This window comes from Limosilactobacillus panis DSM 6035, assembly GCF_001435935.1.
In the GTDB taxonomy this organism is placed as follows: Bacteria; Bacillota; Bacilli; order Lactobacillales; family Lactobacillaceae; genus Limosilactobacillus; species Limosilactobacillus panis.
Map to the genome: position 1 here is coordinate 1 of NZ_AZGM01000136.1, position 4,942 is coordinate 4,942.

General features: G+C 41.7%; 3 protein-coding genes and 2 pseudogenes. 1 reads left to right on the plus strand and 4 read right to left on the minus strand.

Annotation, left to right across the window (positions count from 1 at the left end; genetic code table 11):
• Positions 1-119 (minus strand): annotated as a pseudogene (locus tag FD32_RS10505) (IS30 family transposase); the annotation flags it as partial.
• A 249-nt stretch (positions 120-368) separates the two neighbouring features.
• Entirely contained in the window at positions 369-1,931 is a 1,563-nt protein-coding gene (locus FD32_RS08110) for a glycosyltransferase family protein (protein WP_047768686.1), read from the minus strand.
• A 432-nt stretch (positions 1,932-2,363) separates the two neighbouring features.
• Here FD32_RS08110 and FD32_RS08115 point away from each other — a divergent pair, with 432 nt between their 5' ends.
• Positions 2,364-2,858: a stage II sporulation protein M gene (locus FD32_RS08115; protein WP_268872421.1), complete on the plus strand. Its 495-nt coding sequence runs from the start codon at positions 2,364-2,366 to the stop codon at positions 2,856-2,858.
• Between the two features lie 428 nt (positions 2,859-3,286).
• Here the strand turns inward: FD32_RS08115 and FD32_RS08120 are convergent, their stop codons facing one another.
• Positions 3,287-4,060 carry a (S)-acetoin forming diacetyl reductase gene (locus FD32_RS08120; protein ID WP_047768688.1) on the minus strand — a complete coding sequence of 258 codons (774 nt, stop codon included), beginning with the start codon at positions 4,058-4,060 and terminating at the stop codon, positions 3,287-3,289.
• Positions 4,061-4,227: 167 nt separating this feature from the next.
• Positions 4,228-4,887: pseudogene (locus FD32_RS08125) on the minus strand (MFS transporter); the annotation flags it as partial.
• Positions 4,888-4,942 lie beyond the last annotated feature (55 nt).

Consider the following 4,942-nt stretch of genomic DNA (forward strand, 5'->3'; position numbering starts at 1 on the left):
AGCTTTCTGGCGATCGCGGCATTAGACCAGTTCAGATCATGTAGTGCCTCAATCTGTCCACGCTGCTCACTAGTTAGTTGATGGTAGTAACGAGGAATGTTAGAATCAATCTGAGTCATGAAGAACCCTTATTTTTTGGTCAATTTAAGTTTAGGTCTTCATGGCCTTTTTGTTTAATTTATGATGTTGCACTTAGATTGTAAATCCGGCCCTTACTAACTGGCTTACCTTTGGCTTTGAAAACGGGTGCCACAATATCATGCTTCTCTTCCATAAAGAAATCCTCCTGTACTGAATCTTATGTCTTCAGTATAGGAGGATTGGTCAACCGCGCCTAGACGGGGTATTGCTGACTATTTACTTTTTCGTCATCTTAAATAGATTGTTATGTGTTGCTGTGGTTGCGAAGGGACAAAAATAATAGTGGTAGTTCCCTTGGAAGATTGTTGGACTTTGATGCCATCTTTAGAATAATTCTTACCGTAATTAAGAAGTGGAAGGGTAACCTGATTCTTTTTGTTGGGAATTAGGTTTGTTAAGCGATAGCTAATTCGATCATATTCTGGATGAATTTGTCTGTTGCTTAGTCTAATTCTCTTCCCATTTATCAAAGCAATGTGTCGATGTATATCAGAAGCTTTTCGGAAATTGGCGGCCTTATTGATCCCGTGTAGCGTTTGGTATGGCATATAGTCTGTATATACCGCTTCAGTTGCGTAGTTATTGTATTGCTTGACACTATGATAATCAATGACCTGATTATTACGATGACAAAACGTGTGCATATAGTTGAAGGTAACCATATTAATAAGAATAAAGAAGATCATCGCTATGTTACGGCCCCGCACATTCTGCAGAGCTACAGAGATTGCATAAGCAATACAGAAGGTAGCTATTCCGAGGAAACGCCATGGAAATTGAAGAACGTGCATAATGGTGTGCTGGAAGATAAACCATGGAAACAAGTTGGTTGATAGAAATAGGAATATCACTCCTAGTATTCCTAACTGTCGTCCTAATTTGGAACTCTGCTTCAGAGTCCAAATACTAAAAATAACGCAAAGCAAAACAACAATTCCAACGTTAACTTCAGAAAGTAGACCCGGAACATTGTTATTTAATGAATTAAGAAAAAGATCACTTGGCTTAAGAGCCTCGTTTTGCAGAGTATCAGGAACAATGGGGGTAATGATTCTATTTTGATGAGTAGTTAAAATGATTTGCAACGAGACTGGTAACGTAGCAACAATAACGATTCCCATAGAAATGATCAATTTTATTAATTTTGAACGAAATTCATGCCAGTAAAATAATGCCATTATTATCATAAAGAGCATAAACAAAATAGTAGATAATAGATGGTCGTAGGTTAATAGAATAAAAATGATCGGTAACCAAAGCCACTTTAGCAAATTATCATTGTCAATTAGACCGATAAAACCTTCTAACAGTAGTGGCAATAAAGCCAGGGCGATGTATTCTGCAATATCGCCGCGCTGGGTTATCTGTAATAATATGTAACCACTGTTGTTATAGATAATGCTAAAGAAGAAACCAGATAAGGAAGAACGACTGACGTATGTAATAGCCCTGTAAGAAATAATAAATGACAAGATAGTTATGCTTATTAAGCAAATGTTGTAGGCAAGAACTGGGTTGATAAGGCCCCTAAGCAGAGCAAAGGGATATAAAAACAAATATGGGTAAAATTTGTTAACTAATAAACCAATCTGACAGAAAGCAAAGCTACCATTGGATGATAACAAGTGTCCACTATATATACTTTGCGATAGTTCCTCAATACGGTTAAGATGAAATTGAAGGTCCCAACCACAAATGATTCCATTTTTCACCTCAAAAAAGTAAATAACAAATGTATTAATGAGAAATAAGCAATAGTATTTAAAATTAGTTCTTTTAGACGATCGCATTAGTTCAAAAGCCTTTCTGTACGTTAGATATTGACATTAATGATTAAACCTAAGAAATATTGATAGAACAACTAAATTTAATAATCTAGTTGTAACAATTATAGATAGCATTAAAGGCTCTTTGTCAATCGGTAAGGATGAAGAGATTCTTGAGAATTAGACTAATCCACATTGGCTATTGGTCTAGTTCTCTTTTTTTGATAATTCACGACTCATTAGGTTAGAGGTCTTCAACGAAATAAGAATTCTGATCCGGAAATGAAAGAAGTTACGGTAGCCATAGCGTACAAGACCCCCCCTTTTTTTTGGATTGACACTTATAGAAAACAAGGGGGACAGGTTATGATTAGAGGAAGTATTGATCGTTTTAAAAGCATCTATTTTAAGAAAGCCGTTGAATATCTGATCGTCATAGCAATCGTCTGAATCATCGTGTTGATCTATGCCAAGAATTTCACGGACACCAGCAGTCTAGTCCATCACTTTACGAGTGGAATCGATAAAACAGCACCCAGCAAAACTAATTTTTTGCCATTATTTTTCTGGAACTTCGCTGGTGCCGCCGTTGTCATCGCCTTGGGTGTGATTCCACTACCGATTTATTGGTATTATGTTTTGCAAAATGCCTATAGTGTCGGTTTGGTGATTTCGATCGTTAGTAGTCCTTTCCTGATGTTTGTCGGTGGTGTCCTGCCACACGGAATTTTTGAAATTTCTGCCCAGGTGATTGCCGCTGCGATCAGTGCACGGCTGGCCTGGTATGGGATGAATAAATTCTTAAAACGCAAACGTGAGGATATTAAATACATTGAGCTACTGAAGCAGACGCTGACGGATACGCTGGTCCTGGTGATGCCGCTGCTGTTTGTGGCTGCGATTGTGGAAACTTATATTACGCCGATTTTTATTAAGATGATTATGCCTTAGGGTGTGGCGCGAGGCGTTTTGATCCCAGAATTTAAGTGAAGAAGCGAGTTATTCCTGTTTCTGGAATGACTCGCTTCTTCGCTTAAATGGCCGGGATCAGCCGAGTGCCGCACGTTTAGGCTCGATAGCAGTGGTGCTGAGGCTACAGGTTTGATTGCACTTATTGGAGTTACGGCTCCCTTCTGCCTTATACGCATGCTCCGACGGCCGGCTGAAAGCCTGCCTAGCCCCGTGGGCGACACCCCTGACCCCTGCTACACAAATCAAAAAGGACCAACGATGAACTAAAACCGTCCATCATTGACCGTTTTGTTGAGCTGCACACTTACTTTAGCGAAGAGGTTACAGGTTTTGAGACACTTATTTTACTAACAGCTCCCTTCTGCCTTGAAAATACGCTCCGGGATCACCCGGGGCTCGTCGCGCTCTTACTGGAATTGCATTCCGCCATCCACAATCAGCGTTTGTCCGGTAACATAGTTTGAATCCTTACCTGCCAAGAATGATACAGCTGCTGCTACATCTTCCGGCTCCGACAAACGTTTAAGGGCAATATCCTTTGCAAATGTCTGCATGCCCCACTCATCGTCCTTGCCGGCGTTCTTACCGACTTGGTGAGCGATATCAAACATCATTGGGGTTTTTACGATTCCTGGTGCATAGGCGTTTGCTGTGATACCTTCTTCTGCCAAGTCACGGGCAGCCACTTGAGTGATACCTCGAACCGCAAACTTAGTGCCTGAGTACAATGCCAGGTTTGGATTACCGACAACGCCAGCTTGTGAAGTGGCGTTGATAATCTTACCGCCATGGCCTAATTTCTTAAATGCTTGGTGTGCAGCTTGGATGCCCCACAGAACACCACCTACGTTGACACCATACACGAGTTTAAATTGATCGGGGGTAATCGTATCGATTGGTGTCGTTGGCCCCAGACCAGCGTTATTAACGATTACGTTGAAGTCGCCGAATTCATCTACGGCTTTGTTTACAGCAGCGATGACTGAATCACGGTCGGAAACGTCGGCCTTGATGCCAATCGCCTCAGAACCATCTGGTGACAGCTTCTTGGCTACCTTGTTGGCATTGTCGATGTTCAAATCAACAACGGCAACATTGAATCCATCATCATGAAGACGAGTCGCGATGGCTTCACCAAGTCCCTGACCTGCTCCAGTAACTAATGCAACTTGCTTTGCCATAATTGTTACCTCCATTTGTGAAAATCATTTGTGCATATCCAGTATGCGCTTTCATTGTAACTGATTATGAGAGGCGATGATAGGAAAATGTAGTCTAAATTTCAAAAAAAGTTGGCTGCCGATTCCGTTCAGCAAAAAAGGCTCCTCCCACTCACAGCAGAAAAAGCCTAGTTAGTCTCAGTCAAATCAACCGAGAAATGATCCCGAATCCAATATGTCATGATCCATGAAATGAACAGGAATACGATCACGACCAAGTATGGCAGGTGATAACTTGCATCCAACAACGCGCCGGAAACGATCGGCCCAACGATGTTGCCGACACTGGTCAAAGACATGTTAACGCCATTGATTAAACCTTGCTTAGTGGCACTTGCTTTGGTCAGCAGAGTCGTAATCGCCGGGCGAATCAGGTCATAGGCGGTAAACACAATTAAAGTTGCAATAATCACTTCTAATTTGGAGTGCGCCAGAATAATCCAGCTGGTGCCCAGAAACGAGAGTAAGAAGCAGTAGCGAATCAAGCGTTTTTCAGTCAGCCAGACGACCAGCCTGTCGAACAGCAATGCTTGAAATGTCAGCGAGGTCAGTCCATTTAACGTCAATACCAAAGCGATATTGCCCATTGTGAAGCCAAAAACTTCGTTGACATACAGACTATAAATGCTTTCGAAGCCAACTAATCCAAATGAAGAAATTAAAATCAGAAGAAACAGTAATCCCATCGGCCCAGCAAACAGCTTCTTTGCCTGAGTCCAAGACGCCCGCTTGGGTGGCCTGCTTTTCGCCGGAACTTGATGGTTGGCAGCAATCTTCTCAATTTTTTTCGTTCGACTACCCAACGTTGGGGCATGACTTCGAATCGATGCAACTCATTGCGCT